The sequence below is a fragment of the Nostoc sp. JL34 genome, assembly GCF_017114945.1.
Lineage (GTDB): Bacteria > Cyanobacteriota > Cyanobacteriia > Cyanobacteriales > Nostocaceae > Nostoc.
Map to the genome: position 1 here is coordinate 60,337 of NZ_JABXKQ010000087.1, position 19,848 is coordinate 80,184.

At 39.1% G+C, this 19,848-nt stretch carries 19 protein-coding genes and 1 pseudogene; 16 read left to right on the top strand and 4 right to left on the bottom strand.

The annotated features are described in order from the left end of the window. The 14 genes and pseudogenes from HWQ44_RS16480 to HWQ44_RS16540 all read left to right on the top strand — a co-directional run bounded on the left by HWQ44_RS16480 (window position 1) and on the right by HWQ44_RS16540 (window position 14,031). A complete protein-coding gene (locus HWQ44_RS16480; protein WP_292720461.1) occupies window positions 1–1,179 on the top strand; it encodes a 2-isopropylmalate synthase in 1,179 nt (392 codons plus the stop codon). 160 nt (window positions 1,180–1,339) lie between these two features. After that, window positions 1,340–3,367 (top strand): ATP-binding cassette domain-containing protein, encoded by a 2,028-nt coding sequence (locus HWQ44_RS16485; protein WP_292720464.1) that lies wholly within the window; start codon window positions 1,340–1,342, stop codon window positions 3,365–3,367. Between the two features lie 233 nt (window positions 3,368–3,600). After that, window positions 3,601–4,125, top strand: a complete 525-nt coding sequence (locus HWQ44_RS16490) for a hypothetical protein (protein ID WP_292720467.1) — start codon at window positions 3,601–3,603, stop codon at window positions 4,123–4,125. Between the two features lie 328 nt (window positions 4,126–4,453). Beyond that, the gene (locus HWQ44_RS16495; protein WP_292720470.1) at window positions 4,454–4,594 is read left to right on the top strand and encodes a microviridin/marinostatin family tricyclic proteinase inhibitor; all 141 of its coding nucleotides are present in this window, start codon (window positions 4,454–4,456) and stop codon (window positions 4,592–4,594) included. A 675-nt stretch (window positions 4,595–5,269) separates the two neighbouring features. Next, on the top strand, window positions 5,270–5,419 hold the full coding sequence (locus tag HWQ44_RS16500; protein WP_292720473.1) for a microviridin/marinostatin family tricyclic proteinase inhibitor: 150 nt from the start codon (window positions 5,270–5,272) through the stop codon (window positions 5,417–5,419). A 221-nt stretch (window positions 5,420–5,640) separates the two neighbouring features. Next, entirely contained in the window at window positions 5,641–6,621 is a 981-nt protein-coding gene (locus HWQ44_RS16505) for an MvdC family ATP-grasp ribosomal peptide maturase (RefSeq protein WP_292720477.1), read from the top strand. Between the two features lie 106 nt (window positions 6,622–6,727). After that, the gene (locus tag HWQ44_RS16510; RefSeq protein WP_292720478.1) at window positions 6,728–7,708 is read left to right on the top strand and encodes an MvdD family ATP-grasp ribosomal peptide maturase; all 981 of its coding nucleotides are present in this window, start codon (window positions 6,728–6,730) and stop codon (window positions 7,706–7,708) included. A 242-nt stretch (window positions 7,709–7,950) separates the two neighbouring features. Then, a complete protein-coding gene (locus tag HWQ44_RS16515) occupies window positions 7,951–8,358 on the top strand; it encodes a hypothetical protein (protein ID WP_292720480.1) in 408 nt (135 codons plus the stop codon). 53 nt (window positions 8,359–8,411) lie between these two features. Continuing rightward, the gene (locus HWQ44_RS16520; RefSeq protein WP_292720482.1) at window positions 8,412–10,427 is read left to right on the top strand and encodes an ATP-binding cassette domain-containing protein; all 2,016 of its coding nucleotides are present in this window, start codon (window positions 8,412–8,414) and stop codon (window positions 10,425–10,427) included. Window positions 10,428–10,542: 115 nt separating this feature from the next. Further along, window positions 10,543–11,076: a GNAT family N-acetyltransferase gene (locus tag HWQ44_RS16525; protein ID WP_292720485.1), complete on the top strand. Its 534-nt coding sequence runs from the start codon at window positions 10,543–10,545 to the stop codon at window positions 11,074–11,076. Between the two features lie 33 nt (window positions 11,077–11,109). Beyond that, window positions 11,110–12,792, top strand: coding sequence for a GUN4 domain-containing protein (locus tag HWQ44_RS16530; protein WP_292720487.1), 1,683 nt, complete (start codon window positions 11,110–11,112; stop codon window positions 12,790–12,792). A 52-nt stretch (window positions 12,793–12,844) separates the two neighbouring features. Continuing rightward, window positions 12,845–13,267, top strand: coding sequence for a hypothetical protein (locus tag HWQ44_RS16535; RefSeq protein WP_292720489.1), 423 nt, complete (start codon window positions 12,845–12,847; stop codon window positions 13,265–13,267). Window positions 13,268–13,688: 421 nt separating this feature from the next. Further along, window positions 13,689–13,868: pseudogene (locus HWQ44_RS33595) on the top strand (DUF3011 domain-containing protein); the annotation flags it as partial. Between the two features lie 25 nt (window positions 13,869–13,893). Then, complete coding sequence (locus HWQ44_RS16540) at window positions 13,894–14,031, top strand: hypothetical protein (RefSeq protein WP_292720491.1); 138 nt, start codon at window positions 13,894–13,896, stop codon at window positions 14,029–14,031. Between the two features lie 92 nt (window positions 14,032–14,123). Here HWQ44_RS16540 and HWQ44_RS16545 read toward each other — a convergent pair whose 3' ends face one another. The 4 genes from HWQ44_RS16545 to HWQ44_RS16560 form a co-directional block, all read right to left on the bottom strand. Then, the gene (locus HWQ44_RS16545; RefSeq protein ID WP_292720493.1) at window positions 14,124–15,341 is read right to left on the bottom strand and encodes a glutathione S-transferase family protein; all 1,218 of its coding nucleotides are present in this window, start codon (window positions 15,339–15,341) and stop codon (window positions 14,124–14,126) included. 782 nt (window positions 15,342–16,123) lie between these two features. Next, window positions 16,124–17,344 carry a chromate efflux transporter gene (gene chrA, locus HWQ44_RS16550; protein ID WP_292720494.1) on the bottom strand — a complete coding sequence of 407 codons (1,221 nt, stop codon included), beginning with the start codon at window positions 17,342–17,344 and terminating at the stop codon, window positions 16,124–16,126. Window positions 17,345–17,436: 92 nt separating this feature from the next. Then, entirely contained in the window at window positions 17,437–17,580 is a 144-nt protein-coding gene (locus HWQ44_RS16555) for a hypothetical protein (protein WP_292720497.1), read from the bottom strand. Next, window positions 17,580–18,218, bottom strand: a complete 639-nt coding sequence (locus HWQ44_RS16560) for a histidine phosphatase family protein (RefSeq protein ID WP_292720499.1) — start codon at window positions 18,216–18,218, stop codon at window positions 17,580–17,582. Before HWQ44_RS16560 ends, HWQ44_RS16555 begins: the two co-directional genes overlap by 1 nt. Window positions 18,219–18,674: 456 nt before the next feature. On the opposite strand from HWQ44_RS16560, the gene HWQ44_RS16565 reads away from it, so the two are divergent. Both HWQ44_RS16565 and HWQ44_RS16570 read left to right on the top strand, forming a co-directional pair. Continuing rightward, window positions 18,675–19,406, top strand: a complete 732-nt coding sequence (locus HWQ44_RS16565) for a hypothetical protein (RefSeq protein WP_292720502.1) — start codon at window positions 18,675–18,677, stop codon at window positions 19,404–19,406. Window positions 19,407–19,493: 87 nt separating this feature from the next. Next, window positions 19,494–19,802: an LLM class flavin-dependent oxidoreductase gene (locus tag HWQ44_RS16570; RefSeq protein WP_292720505.1), complete on the top strand. Its 309-nt coding sequence runs from the start codon at window positions 19,494–19,496 to the stop codon at window positions 19,800–19,802. The last annotated feature ends 46 nt before the right edge of the window (window positions 19,803–19,848 follow it).

A 19,848-nucleotide genomic window follows, 5' to 3' on the forward strand; every position in this document is an offset into this window, starting at 1 on the left:
ATGAAAACCCTTCCGATTAAAATTTCTGATGAAACCCTGCGGGATGGAGAACAACAAGCAGGCATTTTCTTCCCTTACCCAACTAAACAAAAACTGGCCCATTTAATTGCTCAAACGGGAGTAGATAGACTAGCCATCATGCCCCGTGTTTGTGAGCAAGAAGAAGAACTAGTCAAATCATTAGTATCAGAGGGATTGGATAGTCTGATCACTGCTTCTACTTTGATGGGAAAGCAGTACATTGATCAAGCTAAAATGTACGGAGTTAAGCGGATCATCCTTTTCTACGGTCTTTCTGATAGACTACTGTTTCTAAGAGATCCTCAGATCCGTCTGTTGAGCGAGTTTAAAGGAAAAACTATTGATGATAATATCCCAGCAGAAGTAATCAATAGAATTCGCCAAAACGCCATTGATTTAATTGTCGAAAATTTGCGTTATGCCACTACGGTTGCTGGACTCACTGTAGACTTTGCAGCCGAAGATGCCTCCAGAGCCGATTTTGACTTTTTAGTGCAATGTATCCGCTCATGCAGTCCTTATATTGAACATTTTATGCTCTGTGATACAGTCGGAGTCCTCAGTCCAGAAAAGAGTTATGTCTGGATTAATGACCTGCTCCAAAGTACAACAGGGGTAGCTTTCGGGGTACACTACCACAATGATATGGGCTTGGCTCTCGAAAATACTCTCCAGTCCGTCATGGCCGGAGCGAGTTTAGTATCGGGGACGTTTTGCGGGATTGGGGAACGAGCCGGAAATGTTGCCATTGAGCAGGTGTTAAATGGTTTGCGAGTCCGCTTCGGAATTGAAGTCCAGGGGATTAACTATGATGCTCTCGCCGCCGTGACTGATTACATTGAGCAATTGGGAGTTCGTCCAGCTGCACCTTATTCTCAAACTGCTCAACGCCACGAATCAGGTATCCATGTCAATTCTTTGTTTTGCGATCCTCAAAGCTATGCTGCTTTCCCTCACAACACCATAGAAGTTCTCTTTGGCAAATGGAGTGGAGTCAGTAATTTTCAATATCTATTTGAAAAGCAACTACAAAATCCTCAACCAAGGAAGCAATATGAAAAAATGCGTTCAGTGATTAAATCTCTTGCTGTTGAGCAAGAACGCTATTTTACAGCCAAGGAGGTATTAGAGTTATGGCAAAATGGGGTCTTTAAATAATACACATAAAAAAGTAAAAAGAACCAATTAAAAAGTCAAAAGTCAGATGAATTAAATATTTTTTTTGCCTTTTAAATTTTTATTTTTGTCTTGTTCGGCAAGATAATAAAATACCAAAGTTATTCAGTCAGCCTCAAGAGCCTTAACTGATTTTTACAACATGCAATCCAAAACTATTCATAATAAAACCATAACGAAGACTCCTTCGGCTTTTACTCAATCTTGGGAGGATATCAAAGCGATTGCAGCGCCTTATTGGTATCCCACAGAGGCATCTGGAAGAGCATTTTCAGACGTGATTCGGGCATGGACAATGCTCTTTTTCCTGATATTATTAATCATTGCACTCGTAGCTGTAACTGCCTTTAATAGCTTCGTAAGTCGCTATTTAGTCGATGCGATCGTTGAAGAGAAAGATTTTAATAAATTTGTTGATACGTTATTGGTTTATGGCGCTGCCCTGATCTGTGTAACACTCTTAGTAGGATTGTCTAAATTTGTCAGAAAAAAAATTGCTCTTGATTGGTACGAATGGCTAAATAATCAGATATTAGCAAAATATTTTGGCAAGCGTGCTTATTATAAAATCAACTTTAAATCTGATATTGATAACCCAGATCAACGTCTGGCACAAGAAATCGAACCCATTCCCAGAAATGCTCTCAGTTTTTCAGCTACTTTCTTAGAAAAAGGGCTGGAGATGACAGTTTTTCTCATAATTGTCTGGTCAATTTCCCAATTTGTTGCAGTTTGTTTGATTGCTTATACGATCGTAGGCAATGTAATTGCTATTTACTTAACTCAAGAATTGAATAAAATTAGTCAAGAAGAACTTGAATTTAAAGCTGACTATAATTATGCACTGACTCATGTTCGGAATCACGCTGAATCAATAGCTTTTTTTCGGGGAGAAAACCAAGAATCGAATATAATTCAACGCAGATTTAGTAATATCCTAAAAAGTGCGAAACGCAAAATTGATTGGGAGAGAAATAAGGATATTTTTAGCAGAGGATATCAGGCTGTTATCCAAATATTTCCATTTATAGTACTTGGGCCTTTACAGATTAGCGATGAGATTGATTTTGGACAAGTTGGCCAAGCGAGTTTAGCTTGCAATCTGTTTGCTAACGCTCTGGCAGAATTAATTAATGAATTTGGAACTTCTGGACGATTTTCTACTTACGTTAAGCGTTTGGGTGAGTTTTCAGATGCGTTAGAATTTGTTACTAAACAACCAGAGAATGTAAGTACTATTAAAACAATCGAAGAAAATCATCTTGCTTTTGAGAATGTCACCTTACAAACACCCAACTATGAGCAGGTGATTGTTGAAGATTTGTCACTTTCTGTCAATGCAGGAGAAGGTTTATTGATTGTTGGCCCCAGTGGTCGAGGTAAAAGTTCTTTATTGAGAGCGATCGCTGGTTTGTGGAATGCGGGGACTGGTCGTCTGGTACGACCTCCGTTAGAAGAAGTGTTGTTTTTGCCCCAGCGTCCTTATATCATTTTGGGAACTTTGCGGGAACAGTTACTCTACCCGAATACAACTCGTAAGATGAGCGACGCAGAACTGAAAGAAGTTTTACAACAAGTCAACCTGCAAAACTTGTTGAGTCGAGTCGATGGCTTTGATACTGAAGTTCCTTGGGAGAATATCTTATCGTTGGGAGAACAACAACGCCTTGCATTTGCACGACTTCTAGTTACTCATCCTAGATTCACTATATTAGATGAAGCAACGAGTGCTTTAGATTTGCAAAATGAAGGGAGTTTATATCAACAGTTACAAGAGACAAAAACAACTTTTATTAGTGTTGGACATAGAGAAAGTTTGTTTAATTATCATCAATGGGTTTTAGAACTATCACAAGATTCCAGTTGGCAACTTCTTCGCGTGCAGGATTATCGGCGGCAAAAATCAAAAGAGATTGTTATTATTCCCCCTGAAAATACTGAAATCACAATAGATGTTTTACCCAATAATAAATCGCAAAGTCAACCAGAAATATCATCAGAGATAGGTACAATCATAGGTCTTTCTCATAAGGAAATGCAGACATTAACAGACACTAGCATTAACACTATCAGAAGCAAGGGCAGTCTGGGAAAGTCTATTACTACTAATGATGGCTTTACCTACCGCTATGACAAAGACCCGAACGTGTTGAAATGGGTAAGAGTTTAGCCGCTCCTACTTTGTATGATGATTTTAATTTTATTTGTAAAAATCCCAAAGCTCAGATACCCGACTTCTCGAAGAAGTCGGGTATCTTGTTATTGTGTATTACATTCAAATGCACTTATCTCAAATATTAATCGCTAAAATCATTATATAGTAAGCATTTTCTATTTGTGGCTAAGTGTTATATGAAACAATTTTTGCCCATACTAAAGCGAAGCCTCCTGGTTTTGATGCTGATGTCTTTTTTGATATTGGTGATGGTAAAAACTGTGCAAAGTGCTTCATCATCAAGTAATTCTTTTCCTGAGAATTGGCAAGGCACATGGAGCGGTACAATGTTTAATCGCTCTGTAAAAGGGCAGTCTAAAACTGTACCAATGATACTCAAAATTCAGCCAATCTCTAATAATCCCCTACGCTACACTTGGCAAATTACTTATGAAGCAGGGGCGAAAAAGCAGCTACGTAATTATGAGTTAGTTATTAAAGATCGGGGTGCTGGTCACTTTGTGATTGATGAGAAGGATGGAACTTTAATTGATGCATGGTGGGTTGGGGACACGCTCTACAGTCAATTCCGAGTGGGAAATAGGTTACTCAATTCCCAATATGAGCGACAAAGCGATCGCCTCCGCTATAAACTAGTTACCTATCAGCCGCTAAGTTCACCCCCAGCCAAGGGTTCCCAGCAAAAAGTTCCTTTCGAGAGCTACCAAATCGGGGCTGTTCAGTCTGCTGAACTAGCGATCGCTAGTGAGTAATTGTCTTTAGTGCCGATCGGCTCGCGCTATAACAAGGACTATGACTATAGTCTTAACACTATTTATAACTTTGGTCGCAAAATAATCGAAGCTAAATATTCCAAATTATATATTGTCAAAATACTCCTACTCAGCATCAAAAAAAATATCAATAGGCAAAACCCTATCTGTAAAAAGGGTTAATTTTTTATGTCGAGAGGAATATAAAAACCTTAACTGTCTTAACTCTCGGAAAAAGATTTTTTAACTGTCTTAACTGTCCTTGCTTCTATCTGAAATTAGTGATAAATATAAAATTGTTAACGCAAATTTCCCTGGAGGAAATAGCATGTCTACCAATACAGTAAAAGCATCGGATATCCAAGCCGTTCCATTTTTTGCTCGTTTCTTGGAAGAGCAAGTTGCTGAACAGTCAAATACTGCTCCTATCAACACTTTGAAGTATCCTTCCGATTTTGAAGATCGTTAATTATAGCGCTCTTCAACTGAAATTAAAGGAGTAACGGTTATCAAATAACTGAAAACTACTCCACAAAAGGCGATCGTTTCCATTTTAAAGAATATTACGATACTAGGATATGGAGGCGATCGCCTCTTTAAATAGAGTAAAGCTTTGGCAATAAGCCTTTGCTAAACCTCATCTTAGGGTAAGCGTTTACTACATACTTTTAATTATTGACGCCAACTTACTACTAATTGACAAAATCTATTTTGTCTTAATTGATTGCGGATGTTCGCAAATCATAATTTCTCCTGATATTATTTATTAATCATTGCACTGGTGGCTGTAACTGCCTTTAATAATTTGTTAGTCGCTATTTAGTCGGTGCGATCGTTGAAGAGAAAGATTTTACTAAATGGCTTTGCGATAAACTAGTTACCTATCAGCCGCTAAGTTGACCCCCTACGGAGAGTTCCCTGCAAAAAGTTCCTTTCGAGGGCTACCAGATTGGGGCTGTTCAGTTTTTTGGACAAAATTATATCTGTACAAAGGGTTATTTTTTCTGTCAAGAGTAATATAAGACTCTTAACTGTCTTAACTGTCTGAAAAAAGATTTGTTAACTGTCTTAACTGTCCTTGCTTCTATATTAAATTAGTGATAAATATAAAATTGTTAAAATAAATTTCTTTGGAGAAAATAGCATGTCTACCAATGTAGTAAACACATTGGATATCCAAGCATTACCATTCTTTGCCCGCTTCTTAGTGGAAGAAAAACCTCCACAACCACCAAATGAGACTCCCCCACCAATTTATACTTTAAAGTATCCTTCAGATTGGGAAGACCGCTAAATATAGTAAGCTTCATCTGAAATTAAAGTAATCACAGTTATTAAGTAACTGATAGCTACTCATTGGAGCTTAATTGCTTTCATATTAAAGTATCCATAATATTGTGGCGATCGCCTCTAGTGTTAGATCCCCAACTTCTTAGAGAAGTCGGGGATATGGAAAACAACGTTTTTAGGTAGTTCTTAACATCTACCTCCTGAAATTAAAACCAGAAAATTTTTATGCACCTGTCGCGTGACGTTGTTTTATTAATCACCCACAGTGGTGATTTCTTCACAATAGATAGAGTAGCAGAAGCCTTGTCAAAAAAAGGGGCGCAACCATTTCGCCTCGACACTGATAAGTTTCCCCTAGAAGTGCAATTAACAGCGCAGTTTGACAAATCCAAAAGCTATCACAAGCTGGAATATGGCACGCACTCTATCAGCACAGAACAGGTGCAAGCTGTTTGGATGCGGCGGATATGGGAGCCAGAATTGAGTAAAGAATTGGCTCCAAAGTACCGAGAAGCCTGCATTAGAGAATCACAAGCAACCTTAGATGCTTTTTGGGACAGCCTGAAAGAAGCTAGGTGGGTAGACGATCTAGAGCAGATAAATGCTGCACATAACAAGCTGCGCCAACTGCGGGTTGCATCTGAGGTGGGTTTTGTCATCCCCCAGACTGTCATCACCAACAAAGCTGAATCAGCACGGGAGTTTTTCCACCAAGTCAACGGCAAAATGGTGAGCAAGTTATTAACTGCTCTTTCCCGCAGTATGGAAGCTAACTCCTCGTTCTTTCTTTACACTAGCGCTGTCAAAGAGGAAGACTTACAAGATGCTGAGTTACTGCGCTATTGTCCAATGGTTTTTCAAGAGCAAATTCCTAAGCAATCGGAATTGCGGGTAGTGTATGTGAATGGCAATGTATTTGTCGGGGCGCTAGATGCGTCTGTTTATACGGCATCCAAAGTTGATTGGCGTAAACCTGGTGTTGAGACTGGTTCATGGCTTCACCATCAGCTTCCTGATGAAGTAGTTCATCGTCTCAAAGCCTTTATGGGTAAATTTGGGCTGTTGTTTGGAGCGTTAGATTTTATTCTCACACCATCAGGAGAATATGTCTTTTTGGAAGTTAACCCCATAGGAGAATGGGGAATGCTGGAAAAAGATTTAGACTTACCAATTGCAAGTGCGATCGCAGACGCTCTTATTCCCTAGAAAATAAGAGAAGGCTTGTAGTAAGGACTTTAGTCCTGATCTTAAGCACGCTTTGTGCTTACTACGAACTTCTCATAGTAGTAAGCACTTTAGTTAAAAATTTTCTATGGCAGTATTAATTATTACTTTCAGCCAAGATAACGAAAGCATTCCTCTAGTAATCAAAGCAATTGAGGCTAAAGGAGAGAAAGCATTTCGTTTTGACACAGATAGATATCCCACCGAAGTCAAGTTGGATATTTACCAAGGTGATTCTGAGCGGGTAATTATTACTGATGGTGAACAGAAGCTAGATTTAAGTGAAGTGTCTTCCGTTTGGTATCGGCGGATGCGCTACGGGGCAAAAATTCCTGACACGATGGAAAAGCAATTTAGAGACGCTTCAGTTGAAGAAACTCGCCGCACTGTCAGGGGGATGATTGCCAGCCTGAAAGCATTCCACTTCGACAAAATGTCCAATGTCGATGTAACCAATAATAAACAACTACAGTTGCAAGTCGCACGAGAGGTTGGCCTTGTGACTCCGCGCACCCTGACTTCAAACAATCCAGAGGCAGTGAAGAAATTTGCTCAAGAGTGTCACGAGCAAGGTATAGTCACAAAAATGCTTTCTTCCTTTGCCATCTATGGCGATCAGGGCGAAGAACTGGTTGTTTTCACCAATCCAATTACAGATGATGATCTGGACAATCTTGAAGGACTGCGTTTCTGTCCGATGACGTTTCAGGAAAACGTACCAAAGGCGCTGGAGTTGCGGACGACTATTGTCGGACACCGCATATTTACTGCGGCTGTGAATTCTCAGAGTTTGGAGGGATCTACTTACGATTGGCGCAAAGAAGGGAGAGCCTTAGTTAAGAATTGGAAACCCTACGACTTACCGGAAGATGTTGAGAAAAAGCTTCTGCAACTGATGGCTTATTTTGGCTTAAACTATGGAGCGATCGATATTATCGTTACACCCGATGGTCGGCACGTATTCCTTGAGGTTAATCCAGTTGGGGAATTCTTCTGGATGGAGATATATTCACCACACTACCCGATTTCTGGTGCGATCGCTGAAATTCTGCTGACTAATAAAAATTAGGGGATGGGACACCGATAAAATTATTTTCTATTTACTTTCTCTCACCCTGTGGATACTCCGTTGAAGAACTCGCAGAATAGCCGAAGCAGACGTGTCTACATCCCCTACCTCTTTTAATGTTTGGTAGTGGGATTTTGTTATAAATAGCTTTCAATTTTTTTGGAATTGGATGCACCTCTTTTTTCTTTGGTTCAGCAGAAATCATGTTTTAATCAAAAGTGTCAGTATTTGAGGTAATGATAATGGACGAAGTTGTGAAAAAACTGGCTGGTCTGGGTCTTCCTGGCGTAATTCTGGTGGTTTTAACGGCTGCATCAGGGGGTAGTTCTGCCGCCGTTGCTGCTACTCTCACAATGTTAGGAGGGCCGTTTGGCATCGTCGGAGCTATAGCCTTGCTTGGTCTAATAACCGTTGTGGAAGATATTATTGCGGGATATGGAATTGAAGCCATTCTTCAGGCCATTTATGCAGAACGTAGCAAAACCGAATTGGTGAAATTTCTTCTCCAAGAAATCAAAGATTTACCGATTACAGAGGATCTAAAACTCAAACTGAGAAATCAACTTTGCCCACGAAAAATTATCGATCGTCAAGAGGTTCAGACCCTAAAAACAATTGAAGTCACCGCAGTGATTATTGAATTTGAATGACATTCAGTTAAGCGATTATTCAACTCAAATAAGAACCACTATCTTTTTAGAACATGCAAGCTCAAGTTTTTCGCGATCAATCCTCAACTAATCCTCTTGTGGCTTTTACCCAATTTTGGCAGGATGTCAGAGCGATCGCCGGGTCTTACTGGTATCCAACAGAGCCAGAAGGCAGAGCATTTTCAGATGTGATTCGCGCCTGGGGAATGCTTATTCTCTTAATTTTATTAATAATTGCGCTCGTGGGCGTAACGGCCTCAGGCAGCTTCTTAAATCGCTATGTACTTAATATCGTCATTGAAGAGAAAGATATTTCTAAATATCTTGGTACGTTATGGATTTCCATACTTGTAATTGTCGTGGAAACGCTTTTGATAGCATCTTCTAAATTCGTCAGAAAAAAGATTGCTTTTGATTGGTACAAATGGCTAAATAATCATACTTTGGAAAAGTATTTTAGCAATCGTGCTTATTATAAAATCAATTTTAAATCCGATATTGATAATCCAGATCAACGTCTATCTCAAGAAATAGAACCCATTACCAGCAATGTTCTCAGTTTTTCAGCTACTTTCCTAGAGAAAATCCTGCAAATAACAAGTTTTTTAATAATTATTTGGACAATTTCTCAACAGATTGCACTTATCCTAGTTGTTTATACAATCACAGGTAATTTAATTGCTATTTATTTGAATCAAAAAGCAAATAAGATTAATAAAGAAGAACTTGAAGCGAAAGCTGACTATAATTACGCACTTACTCATGTTCGGAATCATGCAGAATCAATAGCTTTTTTTCAGGGCGAAAACCAAGAAGCAAATATAATTCAACGTAGATTTAGTAATATTGAAAAAAATGCAGAACATAGGTTGAATTGGGAGATAAATCAGGATATTTTTAACAGAGCATATCAGTCTGCTATTACTGTGTTTTCGATGTTTGTACTTACACCTTTATTTATTCAAGATCAAATTGATTTTGGAGAAATTAACCAAATTAGTTTAGCTTGTTTCATGTTTTCTAATGCTCTAGGACAATTAATAAGTGAATTTGGAGCTTCTGGAAGATTTTCTAGTTATGTTGAACGTTTATCTCAGTTGTCAGATGCTTTAGAAGAAGTGAAAAAACAACCAGAGAAAGTGAGTACGATTAAAACAATCGAAGAAAACCGTCTGGCTTTTGAGCATGTCACCTTACAAACGCCAAATTATGAGCAGGTGATTGTTGAAGATTTATCACTGTCTGTTCAGCCAGGAGAAGGTTTATTGATTGTTGGGCCGAGTGGCCGAGGTAAAAGTTCTCTATTGAGAGCGATCGCAGGTTTGTGGAATGCAGGAAGTGGCCGCCTGTTACGACCTCCTTTAGAAGATGTGTTGTTTTTGCCGCAACGTCCCTATATAATTTTGGGAACTTTGCGCGAACAGTTACTTTATCCTCATACAAATCGTCAAATAAGCGATGCAGAACTCAAAGAAGTTTTGCAACAAGTTAACCTCCAAAACGTGGTGACAAAAGTTGGCGGCTTTGATGCAGAACTCCCTTGGGAAAATATATTATCATTGGGAGAACAACAACGCCTTGCCTTCGCACGATTGTTAGTTACTCATCCTAGCTTCACTATATTAGATGAAGCAACAAGTGCTTTAGATTTCAATAACGAAGAAAGTTTATATCAAAAGTTACAACAAAGTAAAACAACTTTTATCAGCGTTGGACATCGCGAGAGTCTGTTTAATTATCATCAATGGGTTTTGGAACTTTCACAAGATTCTAGTTGGCAACTTGTAACTGTGCAGGATTATCAGCTTCAAAAAGCCATTGCTACTAATTCACCAGAAAATGGTCATGGTCAAATTAAAATAGATAATTCACCCAATAATAAATCCCCAATCAAACCAGAAATAGGCACGTTTGAAAAGCTCTCTCATCAAGAAATGAACACATTAACAAACTATTCCCTTAGCACTATCAGAAACAAGGCTAGCGAAGGTAAGTCTATAACTACTAAAGATGGCTTGACATACCACTATGACAAAGACTCGAAGGTATTGAAATGGGTGAAACTTTAGTTGATAGTTATACTTTTTAAAATTATCTACTTTTGAGGATATTGAGAAAGTCAAAAAAAGCTCAAGCAACGATGTAGTAGGGTATAAATAGTTCCAGATTTCAAAGTACATAAGTATGGAAAATATTGTTACCAAACGATTGTATTTAGTACCCTTGACTCTCGAAATAGTAAAAGCAGCAATCCTTGGGAATTCTGAATTAGCAAGATTTCTGGCGGTTACAGTTTTGCCCAACTGGCCTGATGAAGAGTTTATTCAAAACTTGCCAGAAATTGCAGATATTCTGAGCAAATATGCCTTGCAAAGTCAATGGGGATGGGGAAGTTTAATCATTCATAAAGCAGAAAACACACTCATTGGTCACGTTATGATTAAAATTATTCCAGATGTCACAGGTTCACCCACAGATTCAGTAGAACTTGGCTATCAGGTAGTGCCATCATATCAACAACAGGGCTACGCATCTGAAGCTGCAAAAGCAATGGTGGATTGGACACTTTGTCAACCAGGTATGGAAAAAGTTACGGCTGGATGTGATGCAGATAATATAGGTTCCAAGCGGGTGCTAGAAAAAATCGGAATGCGGCTGATAGAAGCACGAGGTAAGATGTTGATATGGGAATTATGCAATACAGAAATTATAGAGTAGTTGTGTCTGCTCACATTTTTTATAATCAGAATTATGCTAACTAAACAGCAAAGACAACTAATTACTTACGAAGCTATTTCAATTTATGAACGAACCTATCAATTACCCGTCCTAAAAAATAACGCTACAAAAAAAGTTCAACAAAAAATTAGAGAACGTCAAAAATTAATTCAAGAAGGTATTCGATATCATCATCAGCTTGGGGGAATAATTAAGCGAAAAGAAGAACTTAGCCAGGGAGAAATTTTTGATGAGATCCAATTATTCATTAAAGACTACAGTCATATTATTGACTTCCTAGAAAACTATAAGGATAGTTATCATGTTTTTTTGTTAGACCTTGCAGACAATTTAAAAAACTTATTCCAACAAAAATATTTGGAAATAAAAAGTTTAGAAGATGAAAGAAGAAAATTAGAGCTAAAAAATAATAACCATCAAAAAATACTTGATGAGCTAACATGGGAAAAGCAAGAAAACTTCAAAGCAGTTTTACTGTTGAGCAATGCTTATTTTTTAATGTTAGAAAAAATCAGATTGCTTGGTGAAGGAATTAAAAGTCTTGCAGAAGATACCAAAAATCAAAAAGAAATTGTTCAGCAAATAGTTAAAGATTTAGAAGTATATCAAGAAATTTACGAATACCAAAGAAAAGCTTTTAAGATTCGTCAAGAAATAGCGAAAATTGCCCATACGGCAATCAAGTTTGAAAATTCTTTACAAGATTACTTTAGTCCATTTCAATTTTTAATAGATGAAGTCGTAAAGGTAGATGAATATTTTTACGCCACTGTCGGAGATATTAAAAATCTCGGAGACAATATTTTAAAGGATCAGTCAAATTTATTTAATCTTGAAGAGAACGAGGCAATTTCTGAAACTTTTCTCGATTTCATGGTGACAAGTTATGAGAAAAAAGCCAGATTAAAAGATGCTTTTATTCAATCTCAATTATTAGATTGGCAAATGCATAATTTTGATTTGGGCGAAAATGGCGTCTTTTTAGATAAGGGTATTGATTTAATATCTAACTATATATCGAAGCAACTGAGTGATGAAAAAAAAGTACTAGACATAGGAGAAGTAAATTTTGTCTCTACAGCACCTCTATCTGCTGTTGAAGAAACAGAATTGATGAAACTGACTAATAACAATGTTACGTTGATAAAGGAATTTCCCAATAATGAAAACATTGATTATACCCAATTGCGGGATCTCCTCGCACAGCATAAATGGAAAGAAGCTGACGTTGAAACCACTAAATTAATGTTAAAAGTCATGAGTAAAAGTTATTGGAATGAAGTTTATAAGGAAGATATTGATAACTTTTCTTGTCAAGATTTCTATACCATTGATCAACTTTGGGAACAATATAGCTATGGTTATTTCGGCTTCACTATTCAGCAAACTATTTGGAGTCAAATGGGTGGTCAAGTAGATTATGAAACAGAAAAAAGACTTGGCGATCGCTTAGGCTGGCGAAAAGAAGGAAACTGGTTAGACTATGAGCAACTAACTTTTAAATTGTCCCCTATGACACCAATGGGACACTTACCAGCCAAATGGTTACACTATGACCAAGATAGCTTTGAATTATCCCCAAAATCATCTACAGAACATCTTTCAATGGGAGCTTGGCGGGTAAAATCTTGGTTAGTTTGGCAAATGCACTTATTCTTTTCTCGTGTGAAAAGTTGTAACGAAACTTTTCTCTAACTTAATTGCGGATTTATTAATCTTAGAGCGAAAGCTAACCTTGAGGATAAATATGAATAATAGTAAGCATTCTGATATAGATATAGAAATTTTACTTTTGGGAAAATGGCGTTTTGATACGTCTTCGGAAAAAATTACTATTGAATTTAGAGATGATATGACTTATGAGCAAACCAGGGTTCAAACACTTCTTTTCTCTAAACCTAAAGAACTTATAACAGGTAATAAATTTACTGGAGTATGGTACGTAAGTCAAAAAAAATTGCATTTAAATGTTAGAACTATGCCAAAATCATTTTTTAATTTCAAGGTACCACTAGCTTTTAAGATTTCTCTTGCAGATATAGTAGCTACTTTAGGTTCTGTGTTTATGCCAGAAAATTATGAAGTTATTAGAATTAATAGTTCTAAATTTTTCATCAAGGATCAAGAGCAATCAATTATTGGGACAAAATTAAATAATACTAGGAAGTAAGTCGGCGAGAAAAATTCAATGTATATAAAGAAATATAAATTGGCAGTCGGGGAGCCACCTGAAGCAGGTTCGCGACGCTCGTTCTTGGCGTCTCCCCAAACTCTTAGAGACGCTGTGCGAAGGCAGAAGACTCGCTAACGCTACGTTATCCGTTAAAGCAAGTGGCGTTTTATTATGCCGAACTCTAGGCGAGAACGTCCCTACATTTAAATTTCTTAACATAGCTGGAAATATTAGCGTCAACTTACTAAACCCCAACGACACTCAGGATTGCAAGTTATTTAATCCACGTTTCTTAATTCATTTTAAAATCGGCTCTGAATGCAGTTCGCTACAATTACTATAGTTTTAGTTTTGAACTTTTTGAAGAAGTCTAATATTTAATATGGTAATGCGTCTTCCCATAATTGTTGCCACCTTCATGGTTGCCAGCGTTAGTATCGGTACACTTTTGGGCGTTGCAGCTCCCGCTTCAGCTCAGGAGATAATCACTTGTTCAAGCCAGAATAATCAGAGGAATACTTGTTCAATATCTACTAGAGGCAGAGTCAGGCTTGTTAGGCAATTGTCTGACGCCAGTTGTAGAGGAAATTGGGGCTATAGGAGAAATCGTATTTGGGTGAAAAATGGTTGCCGAGCTGAGTTCTCAGTTGGCGATCGCAGAAACAACAGAAATGACAGATATGACAGAAACGACAGATATGACAGAAACGACAGAGATGGTAGAGATGGCAGATATGACAGATAGGAAATTAGGTATTTAGGGTCACCATGCCGACAAAAATAGGTGGTAGCTAAAATTGTTCAGACTACCACCATACTTTCATCGGATCTTAACCTGTGACTAGCGCGATCGCTAATAAAGAGATGCCAACACCTTATCTGCTGCTGCCCGGAATGCAGTTGCTGCACCAGCGCTCATATCCCGTGGCGCACAGATGCGATTTCTCACATAGGCGAGTGTGATGGCTCCAACCGCAGACACAATCGGATCGGCATTATCTTTGCCGCCCACGCGTCCCCACGGTAATGGTGCGCCATTGCCATTAATCAGATAGTCAGCCAGCAATCTGAGGTGAAAGTCAACCGCCTCTTTAACGGCTGTCGTGTCGCCATTGACCGCCAATGCTTGCACCCCGGAGTTTTTCAGGATGTCTCCTAAAGCAACTTCTCGGTTATCAGTCAATCTCTCAGCAGCTTCTGCCCGAAATTGAATTTCTTGGCTAGCAGCTGGGTCAGGGGCTAAAGGATTACTGATTGGGGTCACGCCCCATCGGCGACGCAAGAGTAAATTGTTGGTGGTATCATCCGATTTGACGCGGTGATAGGCGGGACGTTGTTTGAGTGCTTCAAACCAAGCGTTGATCTGAGGATATCGGGGATTTCCCTTGAGGTGATATCCTCGATAAACGGGTAAGTTAGCCGCCAATCTGTCTAAATGGGGACTATAGGTAATATCTACCACGCTAAATGTTGACAAAAAGTAGGGGCCAGGATACTTTCCCAGAAGTTGCTCCAGTTCGTCTAATTTCGCTTCAAAAGCTGCCTGCAAGCTTGCTAATTCATTAGGATCTTCAGGGGCTTGTCTGAGAAATTTGTAGGCGATATCTCTCACACCATTGGTTTCAGCATCCTCAAGCCACTGCCTAGCAACGGCGTTTTCCTCTGGGTCTTCAGGGAGCAAGGTTGCCCCAAATCGTTCTTCTAATGCTAACAGAATGTCTTTGGATTCATAGACTAACTGTCCTTCAATTTTCGCTGCGGGGACAAGGGTTGTGGGAACTAAATCGGTATACCATTTAGGCTTGTTGCTCAAGTCGATAAACTCTGTTGCAAAGGGAATTTCTTTTTCTTCGAGAGCAAACCAAACCCGTTCGCAAAATGGACACCAAGAATTGGTATCGCGGTAGAGCAATACTGGCGGTTCGGTATCTGGTGGCAGTTTATGGAGACTGCTAGGGATAGGAGCGGTAGAAGGGGATTGCCCTGGTCTACGCACTCGTCGAGCCGGGGTATTTTTTTGGGCAATTTCTAACAGTTGTTCCCAATTAGATACTGTGTCTTGAATTGACATAATTCACCTTAGTTTAAGTTAACTTTTTTCAACTATTTGCATTTATTAATCGCATTAGTAAAGCTTCCATCCCATAATGGTTTCACGTCAACCTTCGTTGGGATGACGGCTGCACGATAAAATGCAGTAATTGCGCTCTTTAGACCTGCTCCAAACTGGAATAAGACGAAATGGCTGCAACTTCATAAACTAATTTCTGACTTTCAGGATAGTAATTTATATGGTGGAATAGAGATAAAGATAAAAATTGGCATGAAAAATTTATCCGTCAACCTTTAGAACTTCAATCTAAAATATGCACATACGTGAATAACGATGTTTGCTACTTTGCTTTGTAGTAAACTTTTTATAGATAGCAGTTCTCAAGCTATAGACTGGTATATTTATAGCTTTTAAACAGATAAAAAGTTGATTTTTTTAACTACAGTTGTTAACTCCGGTAATTTTACGTATTTACCGGAGTTAAAATTGATTATCACATGAAAATAGTTTGAAAGCAAGATTTAATATATCTATTTTTTGACATGTTTAAGTCGCTGAAATCAGAAAAATCTCTATAAATTAGAGTCAGAGAGAGGATACAAAGTTTAAGCCAATTGAAAGAGGCAGGAGGCAGGAGGAGCAAAATCAACTATAGGATTCAACCCCCACTGAGAAAGAAGCCACTGAACTCTAGTTCTGTGGGGGTCTTCTGCCTCCTGCCTTCCTCAATAAATACACCTAAAATAAGAGATATTTAAAGTCAAGCTAATAGCTGCTAGTAATTTAGAATATTTGCGATTTCATTGAGTGTAGCCCAACAGGGAAGCACCCCATCCAATGAAAGCGCTACCAAAGACTAGCCATGCAGCATTGATGCGAAAGTGAATAGCTAAAATGGCTGAGACGATCGCGATCGCCAAGCCGAGAAAATCTACAAATGGGGCTTGTGGTAATGTTAAAGTTGCTGTCCCCAGTTGCAAGGTGGTAACAACCATTAGGGCTACAGCACTAACATTCACAGCATCCAAAAATGCTCTAGTCCAAGAAGAGGCTCGAAAGCGGGGGATTAGGGGATTCAGGGCAGCAACGAAAACAAAAGAAGGTAGAAAAATTCCGATGGTGGCAACAATTGCGCCAGGGATACCGGCAATGATATAACCGATAAATGTAGCAGTAGACAGTACTGGCCCAGGAGTAAATTGACCAATTGCGATCGCATCTAGTAACTGCTGTTGTGTCAGCCAGCCGTATTCTTCAACTAATCCCCCTTGGAGAAAAGCCACCAAAAGATAGCCACCACCAAACAAGACACTACCGACTTTTAGAAAAAACCAACCCAACTGCCATAAAGGAACGTTGGTTGCTGTAGATGCAGTAGCTACCGATGCAGCGACAGCCGCTGATGCCTTCAAAGTCGCCCCTGTGCTGAGACTAGCAATTAGAAAGTTGACTTTATCTCCTGGTTTGTCGTTTTTTTCGCCAGAATGTAACCAAAACATACCTAGCAACCCCCCAATTAATAGAGCAATTACTTCATTCAATTTGAATAAGAATGTCAGTAATGCTACAGTCAAAGCAATCACTAGTAACTGGCGAGTTTTCACAGCCTTTTTTGCCAAGCCCCAGAGGGCATTGATGATGATTGCTAAGACAGCCGGTTTAATGCCATAAAGTAAGGGAGCAACTTGGGGTAGAGTGCCGTAAGCAACATAAACCCAAGCAAATCCACCAGTAATTAGAACCGCAGGCAAGACAAAACAGACGCCTGACACAATCAGCCCCAGCCATCCTGCATAGATGTATCCTATATGGATAGCCATTTCCGTGGAATTTGGCCCCGGAATTAGGTTAGTTGCACCCAGCAAATCCAGAAAATGCTCCCTTGTCAACCACTGACGCCGCTTAACCACTTCATCTTCAATCATGGCGATATGGGCAACCGGGCCCCCAAAGCCGATGACGCCCAGTTTAAAAAACAGGTTGGCGAGTTCGCCCAAACGACTTAGTGCTGAGTTAGTCATTTTTGCTAGGCAATATTTTCTCAAGCAACAAGAGTAACAAACACCTCTAGACTATTCTTAAAAGATTAAGGCTTGGTTGTTGCACAAAATCACTAACTTTTTTCTGCTTGCTTGGCAATATACTTCTCAAGTAGGAATTGCTTGAGATGCGGTTGTTCTAAGTTTAAACCCAGTTCTTGCGCTTTCTGACTAATTTCCTCATAGATCAGACCTTCATCTGCTGCGGCATGGAACATTATGTTCCCGGACGAGAGCGAATACGATCGGGTATATGATAGCGATCGCCTAATATTTCTAACAAGGGACCATTAACGTCAAATTTAACCATACTTACCGACGCGACCAAAATATTCACCCGATAGCGATAGCGTCCCAAATCAATTCCCAGTAAACTGCAAAGCATAATCCGAATCGTGGCTTTATGGGAAACTACTAAAACATTACCTTGGAGATGTTTTTCTTGAATTTCAGCAATTACAGGCATAGAACGGTTAGCAATATCTACCGCAGTTTCTCCACCAATGGGTGCATTCCAAGCGGGTTCTGTCAACCACTTTACATAGTTTTGGGCGTAATTCTCTTGGGCAAACGATTTACTCTTCCTTTCCCATTCGCCGTAACTACCTTCTTTCAGTCCGTCACGCAACTGCATATCCATACCGATAGCATCACAAAATGGCTTGGCAGTTGCAATTGTGCGCTTCATCGGGCTAACATAAACACCCTCCCACAACAAGCTTTGATAAACATCAGCAAAACCGGATGCCATCTGCATCCCCTCTGTTGTCAACTCCGCATCAGTTTCACCGCAGAAATTACCACTTTGACTAAAAGTAGTTTCTCCATGTCGCAGTAAATATAAATTGAGTGTCATAGCTTGTATCGCGATTGGGATAAAAGAGTTTGTGCAAAAATAAAATACCATCAATCTCGCAATCGAGTCTGTGACACCAGGACAAAGCAATCAACCAAAAAAGTCAGTTCCCTCACAAACTTTTGTCAATGAGATCAAAAGTAGCAGTTTCAGCTAGTACTTTAGTTTGAGCCGGGATACGGATACCGTTGGCGAATTCCCCAAACAATTTTCGTAGTAGCGTCGCAAGCAAAAAAATTGTGCATTAAACGTAGACAATTTTTTTGCTAACTTTTTTAGTGTTGGTCATAAATGTACACTATTGACATAGACTTAATGTAGTATATTGTCAATTCCGTTCAAAAATCTAGGGTTTTCCTTAGTCAGGGTTCTGTAATAATTAGCTCATCTCATTTGCCTATATGAGATAATTTCCTAATAATTGTTATATATAGGGGAAATTAGCTCAATATTCGTATGCAGGAAGTATCAAGCTATAGTGTGGAGTTACCAATTCATCTCCGTGCTAGAACAATTACTCGGCGTTTAATTGTCGCAGTTATGTGCCTCACCTTAGCAGGCGCTCTCAGTGGCTATTTCTGGCTCTTAGAGTTTCCCTTCCCAGCTAGCAAATGGTTTTACGAACTATTTAGCCTGGATGGAGAATTGAATATTCCTGCCTGGTATTCTGCATTCTCTCTATTATTTTGTTCGGGATTACTTAAAACAATTAGCGTAATTAAGACGCAAGACCGCCATTTTGCTTACTGGAAGACTCTATATTTTATATTTGTATATTTGAGTTTGGATGAAGCATTTAGTTTTCATGAGATTTTGATTATTCCGTCAGTGCGACAATCGCTTCATCTCAGTCCTGTATTTTTCCAAACCTGGGTTATTCCTGGTGCTATTTTAGTGGGAGTTTTTGCATTTAAATATCTAAAATTTTGGCTCAATCTCCCTCACAAAACTCGGTATTTATTTCTGATTGCCGCAGTTGTTTATGTGGGTGGAGGCTTAGGGATGGAAATGGTGGGTGGACTTTTGAGAGTAGATTTTGGGCGACGCACCCTAATAACGTTCATTGGCATATTTGTGGAAGAGTTTTTGGAAATGGTCGGAATTGTGATTTTTATTTATGCTCTGCTAGCTTACCTTAGCAGCTTGAAAGAAGGCATTCAACTGAAAATCTATATATCTGAAAAGTAATATGAAGTCCGAATAAACAGTACTTTTTGCTATTATATTTGATGGCAATATACTGCATAATTGAATCGCAATCTAAAATTTGCATGAATGTTTGCAAAACAGAAACTGGAATTTAACTGGTGCGCTCCGGTATCTGGTGATGGATTCTATTTGGGTTTGCCCGTTTGGGAACGTCCTCCTAGTCTTGAGTATACTGTTGAGATTTTTAAAACAGCAGAACGATTTGGATTCCGCCAGATTCTAATTGGTATGGGTTTCAACCACCACGTTATGGAGGCTTGGACTTTAGCAACAGCAGTTTTAGCGCTTACTATTAATGCTGGCGCGATGGTAGCTGTACGTCCAGGTTTCTATTCGGCCCCAATATTGGCAAAGATGGTTGTTACCCAGGGTTAGCGCGTCTCAAACCCTATTGACAGGGGGATTATGGCAGAGGTACTGA

What these genes read in the sequence shown, in the direction of transcription:
- HWQ44_RS16510 (WP_292720478.1), top strand. Translation starts at nt 6,728, where the DNA reads ATGGCAGTATTAATTATTACTTTCAGCCAAGATAACGAAAGCATTCCT.
- HWQ44_RS16545 (WP_292720493.1), bottom strand. Translation starts at nt 15,341, where the DNA reads ATGTCAATTCAAGACACAGTATCTAATTGGGAACAACTGTTAGAAATT.
- HWQ44_RS16520 (WP_292720482.1), top strand. Translation starts at nt 8,412, where the DNA reads ATGCAAGCTCAAGTTTTTCGCGATCAATCCTCAACTAATCCTCTTGTG.
- HWQ44_RS16555 (WP_292720497.1), bottom strand. Translation starts at nt 17,580, where the DNA reads ATGTTCCATGCCGCAGCAGATGAAGGTCTGATCTATGAGGAAATTAGT.
- HWQ44_RS16535 (WP_292720489.1), top strand. Translation starts at nt 12,845, where the DNA reads ATGAATAATAGTAAGCATTCTGATATAGATATAGAAATTTTACTTTTG.
- HWQ44_RS16480 (WP_292720461.1), top strand. Translation starts at nt 1, where the DNA reads ATGAAAACCCTTCCGATTAAAATTTCTGATGAAACCCTGCGGGATGGA.
- chrA (WP_292720494.1), bottom strand. Translation starts at nt 17,344, where the DNA reads ATGACTAACTCAGCACTAAGTCGTTTGGGCGAACTCGCCAACCTGTTT.
- HWQ44_RS16565 (WP_292720502.1), top strand. Translation starts at nt 18,675, where the DNA reads ATGCAGGAAGTATCAAGCTATAGTGTGGAGTTACCAATTCATCTCCGT.
- HWQ44_RS16530 (WP_292720487.1), top strand. Translation starts at nt 11,110, where the DNA reads ATGCTAACTAAACAGCAAAGACAACTAATTACTTACGAAGCTATTTCA.
- HWQ44_RS16505 (WP_292720477.1), top strand. Translation starts at nt 5,641, where the DNA reads ATGCACCTGTCGCGTGACGTTGTTTTATTAATCACCCACAGTGGTGAT.
- HWQ44_RS16495 (WP_292720470.1), top strand. Translation starts at nt 4,454, where the DNA reads ATGTCTACCAATACAGTAAAAGCATCGGATATCCAAGCCGTTCCATTT.
- HWQ44_RS16485 (WP_292720464.1), top strand. Translation starts at nt 1,340, where the DNA reads ATGCAATCCAAAACTATTCATAATAAAACCATAACGAAGACTCCTTCG.
- HWQ44_RS16490 (WP_292720467.1), top strand. Translation starts at nt 3,601, where the DNA reads ATGTCTTTTTTGATATTGGTGATGGTAAAAACTGTGCAAAGTGCTTCA.
- HWQ44_RS16515 (WP_292720480.1), top strand. Translation starts at nt 7,951, where the DNA reads ATGGACGAAGTTGTGAAAAAACTGGCTGGTCTGGGTCTTCCTGGCGTA.
- HWQ44_RS16500 (WP_292720473.1), top strand. Translation starts at nt 5,270, where the DNA reads ATGTCTACCAATGTAGTAAACACATTGGATATCCAAGCATTACCATTC.
- HWQ44_RS16525 (WP_292720485.1), top strand. Translation starts at nt 10,543, where the DNA reads ATGGAAAATATTGTTACCAAACGATTGTATTTAGTACCCTTGACTCTC.
- HWQ44_RS16540 (WP_292720491.1), top strand. Translation starts at nt 13,894, where the DNA reads ATGGTTGCCGAGCTGAGTTCTCAGTTGGCGATCGCAGAAACAACAGAA.
- HWQ44_RS16570 (WP_292720505.1), top strand. Translation starts at nt 19,494, where the DNA reads ATGTTTGCAAAACAGAAACTGGAATTTAACTGGTGCGCTCCGGTATCT.
- HWQ44_RS16560 (WP_292720499.1), bottom strand. Translation starts at nt 18,218, where the DNA reads ATGACACTCAATTTATATTTACTGCGACATGGAGAAACTACTTTTAGT.